Source organism: Neptuniibacter sp., from assembly GCF_024231755.1.
Lineage (GTDB): Bacteria > Pseudomonadota > Gammaproteobacteria > Pseudomonadales > Balneatricaceae > Neptuniibacter.
This window is the reverse complement of record NZ_JAAEQH010000217.1, coordinates 1-4,753: the sequence shown is the minus strand read 5'-3', so window position 1 is coordinate 4,753 and position 4,753 is coordinate 1. Positions and strand designations below refer to the sequence as shown.

The 4,753-nt window shown below is 48.7% G+C and carries 9 protein-coding genes; all 9 read right to left on the bottom strand.

Translation table 11 applies throughout. The features are described 5' to 3' along the window. Positions 1-1,297, bottom strand: a 1,297-nt coding sequence (gene secY / locus GY843_RS11525) for a preprotein translocase subunit SecY (RefSeq protein ID WP_297309709.1), incomplete at its 3' end; no start/stop codon positions are given. Next, positions 1,298-1,732, bottom strand: a complete 435-nt coding sequence (gene rplO / locus GY843_RS11520; protein WP_297309707.1) for a 50S ribosomal protein L15 — start codon at positions 1,730-1,732, stop codon at positions 1,298-1,300. A gap of 15 nt (positions 1,733-1,747) precedes the next feature. After that, a complete protein-coding gene (rpmD, locus tag GY843_RS11515) occupies positions 1,748-1,927 on the bottom strand; it encodes a 50S ribosomal protein L30 (protein ID WP_297309705.1) in 180 nt (59 codons plus the stop codon). Positions 1,928-1,933: 6 nt separating this feature from the next. Next, positions 1,934-2,434 carry a 30S ribosomal protein S5 gene (gene rpsE, locus GY843_RS11510; RefSeq protein ID WP_297309703.1) on the bottom strand — a complete coding sequence of 167 codons (501 nt, stop codon included), beginning with the start codon at positions 2,432-2,434 and terminating at the stop codon, positions 1,934-1,936. A gap of 11 nt (positions 2,435-2,445) precedes the next feature. After that, a complete protein-coding gene (rplR, locus tag GY843_RS11505) occupies positions 2,446-2,796 on the bottom strand; it encodes a 50S ribosomal protein L18 (RefSeq protein ID WP_297309701.1) in 351 nt (116 codons plus the stop codon). 13 nt (positions 2,797-2,809) lie between these two features. Beyond that, the gene (rplF, locus tag GY843_RS11500; RefSeq protein WP_297309699.1) at positions 2,810-3,343 is read right to left on the bottom strand and encodes a 50S ribosomal protein L6; all 534 of its coding nucleotides are present in this window, start codon (positions 3,341-3,343) and stop codon (positions 2,810-2,812) included. A gap of 13 nt (positions 3,344-3,356) precedes the next feature. After that, positions 3,357-3,749, bottom strand: a complete 393-nt coding sequence (gene rpsH, locus GY843_RS11495) for a 30S ribosomal protein S8 (RefSeq protein ID WP_297309697.1) — start codon at positions 3,747-3,749, stop codon at positions 3,357-3,359. An 87-nt stretch (positions 3,750-3,836) separates the two neighbouring features. Next, positions 3,837-4,142, bottom strand: coding sequence for a 30S ribosomal protein S14 (gene rpsN, locus GY843_RS11490; RefSeq protein ID WP_297309695.1), 306 nt, complete (start codon positions 4,140-4,142; stop codon positions 3,837-3,839). A gap of 12 nt (positions 4,143-4,154) precedes the next feature. Beyond that, positions 4,155-4,694: a 50S ribosomal protein L5 gene (gene rplE / locus GY843_RS11485; RefSeq protein WP_297309693.1), complete on the bottom strand. Its 540-nt coding sequence runs from the start codon at positions 4,692-4,694 to the stop codon at positions 4,155-4,157. Positions 4,695-4,753: the final 59 nt, after the last annotated feature.

Genomic DNA, 4,753 nt, shown 5'->3' with positions numbered 1-4,753 from the left:
GATTAGATTTCTTCATCAGGGACTCGTACTGATGCGACATCAGATGAGACTGAACCTGCGCCATAAAATCCATCACGACAACTACGACGATCAGGAGTGAGGTGCCACCGAAATAAAACGGTACGTTAGCCGCTACCACCAAGAACTGAGGCATCAGAGATACCGCCGTAATGTATAGCGCACCAAACAGAGTCAGTCGTCCCAGCACAGTATCAATGTAACGCGCTGACTGTTCACCTGGACGAATACCTGGGATAAAAGCACCTGATTTCTTCAGGTTATCCGCTACATCCTTAGGATTGAATACAATCGCTGTATAGAAGTAGCAGAAGAAAATGATTGCGACCGAGAACAGCAGAATGTACAGCGGCTGGCCTGGACCAAGCGCTAGAGCAACATTCTGCAGCCAATCCATGCCTTCTGATTGACCAAACCATTGGCCCATAGAAGCAGGGAATAGCAGAATACTGGATGCAAAAATCGGCGGAATCACACCAGCCATGTTGACCTTCAATGGAAGGTGGCTGGACTGTGCCGCAAAAACGCGATTGCCCTGCTGACGTTTTGCGTAATTAATGGTGATACGGCGTTGACCGCGCTCCATGAATACTACAAAACCAACAGTAGCAATGGCCAGGAAGGCAATAGCCAGCAACGCTAGGATATTAAGATCACCCTGACGTGCAGCTTCAAATGCCTGACCGATTGCGCTAGGCAATCCGGCCACAATACCAGCAAAGATCAGAATTGAGATACCGTTACCGATACCACGTTCAGTCACCTGCTCACCCAACCACATCAGGAATACCGCACCAGCTACCAGTGTCACAACTGCTACAAAGTAGAAGCTGGCATCTGCGCTAAATGCTACACCCTGATTCGCCAAACCAACGGCCATACCGAAGGATTGAATAAGTGCAAGCAGAACAGTTCCATAACGAGTGTACTGGTTGATCTTACGACGACCAGCCTCACCCTCTTTCTTTAACTGAGCCAAGGTTGGGCTAACCACGGTCATCAACTGCATGATAATCGATGCAGAGATGTACGGCATGATACCCAGCGCCAAGATACTCATTCGCTCCAGTGCACCACCGGAGAACATGTTAAAGAGACTCAGGATTGTGCCCTGATTCTGATCAAATAATGCAGCCAGACGATCCGGGTTGATACCTGGAACCGGGATATGAGCCCCGATACGGTATACAACGATCGCAAGCAGAACGAACAACAGACGAGACTTAAGCTCACCTAGTCCACTTTGCATTCCAGCTGGTATTGGTCCTTGTTTAGCCATTTACGCCTCGACTTTACCGCCAGCAGCTTCGATAGCAGCCTGTGCACCTTTGGTCACACGAAGACCTTTAACGGTGACAGCTTTAGTGATCTCGCCAGACAGAATCACTTTTGCAGATTTAATTTCCTGCTTGATGATATCCGCCGCTTTCAGCGCGTCGAGATCGATTACATCAGACTCGATTTTCGCCAGTTCGTTGAGACGAATCTCAGCAACGTAGCGAGCAATGCGAGAAGTGAAACCGAATTTTGGCAGACGACGCTGTAATGGCATCTGACCGCCTTCAAAACCTGGTTTCACAGAACCGCCAGAGCGGGATTTCTGACCTTTGTGACCACGGCCACATGTTTTACCCAGACCGGAACCGATACCACGACCAACGCGTTTAGCCGCTTTACGTGAACCTTCAGCAGGGCTTAGAGTGTTCAGACGCATGCTGTAACTCCCTTATTAGTCTTCTACCTGAAGCAGGTAGTTAACTTTGTTGATCATGCCACGTACAGATGGAGTGTCTTCCACTTCAACTGTGTGTCCAATACGGCGCAGACCCAGACCCTTAACGCACAATTTGTGGTTAGGCAGAGTACCGATAGGGCTACGTACTAGTGTTACTTTAACTGTCTTAGCCATTGTCGATTACCCCAGAATGTCTTCTACGGACTTACCACGCTTAGCAGCTACATCTTCCGGAGATTTCATTGCCGCCAGACCTTTAACAGTCGCACGAACAACGTTTACCGGGTTAGTAGAGCCGTAGCATTTAGCCAGTACGTTGTGGACACCTGCCAATTCCAGTACTGCACGCATCGCACCACCTGCGATTACACCAGTACCCTGAGAAGCAGGCTGCATGTAAACTTTTGAAGCACCGTGACGTGCTTTGATTGGGTACTGCAGTGTGTCGCCGTTCAGTTCAACTGAAACCATGTTACGACGAGCCTGTTCCATTGCTTTCTGAATAGCAGCAGGAACTTCACGTGCCTTACCACGGCCGAAACCTACACGACCTTTACCATCACCAACAACAGTCAGTGCAGTAAAGCCGAAGATACGACCACCTTTTACTACTTTAGCGACGCGGTTAACCTGAACCAGCTTTTCCTGCAGATCGCCGTCTTTCTGTTCATGATTTGACATATTCGATCCCTTTAGAATTTCAGGCCGCCTTCGCGGGCAGCATCAGCCAGAGCCTTTACACGACCATGGTACTGGTAACCAGCACGGTCGAATGCTACTTCAGTAACACCAGCTTCAGTAGCGCGCTGAGCGATCAGAGCACCTACTTTTTCAGCCGCAGCGATGTTACCACCAGTCGCTTCGCGCAGATCTTTTTCTACAGTAGATGCAGCAGCCAAAACTTTTGCACCATCAGCAGAGATAACCTGAGCGTAAATGTGACGCGGTGTGCGAGTAACGCACAGACGAGTAGCGCCCAGCTCACGCATTTTCAGGCGGGAGCGACGAGCACGACGAATACGAGATTGTTTCTTAGCGTTCATAACCCTGCCCTACTTACTTTTTCTTCGCTTCTTTACGGCGAACATATTCATCAGCATAACGAACACCCTTGCCTTTGTATGGCTCTGGTGGACGGAATGCACGAATCTCAGCAGCTGCCTGACCCAAAACCTGCTTGTCTGGACCAGACAAGATGATAGTGGTTACGTTTGGCGTTTCTGCTTTGATGCCTTCTGGAAGGTCATAATCGATTGGGTGAGAGAAACCCAGGTTCAGGTTCAGTACGTTGCCTTTAGCAGCAGCACGATAACCTACACCCTGAAGTTCAAGAGTTTTCTTGAAGCCTTCAGTCACACCAACAACCATGTTGTTGACCAGAGAACGAGTAGTACCGGACAGAGCAACAGCCTGCTTAGAGTTCTCACGAGCAGAGAATTTCAGCTCGTTCTCTTCCTGTGCTACAGCAACAGAAGGGTGAACATCCAGAGACAGCTGGCCGTTTTTGCCTTTTACATTAACGGACTGGCCGTCAATTTTAACTTCAACACCTGCAGGTAGACTAACAGGGCTTTTTGCAATACGTGACATATTGAAATACCTCTTAGAATACTGTGCAGATTACTTCGCCACCCACACCAGCACTACGTGCTGCGCGGTCAGCCATTACACCTTTACTTGTAGAGATAATCGCTACACCCAGACCGCCAGATACTTTTGGCAGTTCACTTGCGTTCTTGTAGATACGCAGACCTGGACGACTTACGCGTTTGATCTCTTCAATTACCGGCTTACCTTCAAAGTATTTCAGCTCGATGTTCAGAACCGGTTTTACGTCGCCTTCTACTGCGTAGTCAACGATGTAACCTTCTTCTTTTAGAACTTTAGCTACAGATACTTTTACTTTGGAAGACGGCATAGATACGGCCTGCTTTTCAGCCATGTGACCGTTACGGATACGGGTAAACATATCCGCTAGAGTATCTTGCATGCTCATTGCATTAACTTCCTCATGTGCAGCACGATGCGGTACCCCATAAAGGGGCCAGAACCACCGTGCTTACCGTTTATACCAACTGGTGGATTACCAGCTAGCCTTTTTCAGACCCGGAACATCGCCACGCATCGCTGCTTCACGCAGTTTGATACGGCTGATACCAAACTTGCGGTATACAGCGTGTGGACGACCTGTAATCTGACAACGACGCTGTTGACGTGATTTGCTGGAATCGCGTGGCAGTTTCTGCAGCGCGATAGTCGCATCCCACACTTCGTCTTCAGAAGAGTTCGGGTTATTGATGATTGCTTTCAACGCTGCACGTTTCTCAGCGTATTTAGCAACTAACTTTGCACGTTTAGCTTCACGTGCCTTCATTGATTCCTTAGCCATGATATAGCCCTATTACTTGCGGAACGGGAAGTTCAGGGCAGCCAGCAGGGCACGACCCTCATCGTTAGTCTGAGCAGTCGTAGTGAACGTAATGTCCATACCACGCAGTTTATCTACCTTATCGTATTCGATTTCAGGGAAGATGATCTGCTCTTTAACACCCATGCTGTAGTTGCCACGACCGTCAAAAGATTTCGGGTTCAGGCCACGGAAATCGCGGATACGAGGGATAGAGATATCTACCAGACGATCCAGGAATTCCCACATACGCTCGCCGCGCAGTGTAACTTTACAGCCGATCGGCCAGCCTTCACGAACTTTGAAGCCCGCGATGGATTTACGAGCCAGACATACAACCGGCTTCTGACCAGCAATTGCAGTCATATCTGCAACAGCATTTTCCAGCATTTTCTTATCGCCCAACGCTTCACCAACACCCATGTTCAGAGTGATTTTAGTCAAACGTGGAACAGCCATTACGCTAGGGCAGTTCAGCTCATCTTTCAGCTGCTGCTTAACGGAATCGTTATAAAGCGCTTTTAATCTAGACATGATATCAGCTCCCCTTATCCGCCAATTGTTTCGCCGGTAGACTTGAAGATGCGAGTTTT

What these genes read in the sequence shown, in the direction of transcription:
- rpsN (WP_297309695.1), bottom strand. Translation starts at nt 4,142, where the DNA reads ATGGCTAAGGAATCAATGAAGGCACGTGAAGCTAAACGTGCAAAGTTA.
- rplR (WP_297309701.1), bottom strand. Translation starts at nt 2,796, where the DNA reads ATGAACGCTAAGAAACAATCTCGTATTCGTCGTGCTCGTCGCTCCCGC.
- rplF (WP_297309699.1), bottom strand. Translation starts at nt 3,343, where the DNA reads ATGTCACGTATTGCAAAAAGCCCTGTTAGTCTACCTGCAGGTGTTGAA.
- rpsH (WP_297309697.1), bottom strand. Translation starts at nt 3,749, where the DNA reads ATGAGCATGCAAGATACTCTAGCGGATATGTTTACCCGTATCCGTAAC.
- rplO (WP_297309707.1), bottom strand. Translation starts at nt 1,732, where the DNA reads ATGCGTCTGAACACTCTAAGCCCTGCTGAAGGTTCACGTAAAGCGGCT.
- rplE (WP_297309693.1), bottom strand. Translation starts at nt 4,694, where the DNA reads ATGTCTAGATTAAAAGCGCTTTATAACGATTCCGTTAAGCAGCAGCTG.
- rpsE (WP_297309703.1), bottom strand. Translation starts at nt 2,434, where the DNA reads ATGTCAAATCATGAACAGAAAGACGGCGATCTGCAGGAAAAGCTGGTT.
- rpmD (WP_297309705.1), bottom strand. Translation starts at nt 1,927, where the DNA reads ATGGCTAAGACAGTTAAAGTAACACTAGTACGTAGCCCTATCGGTACT.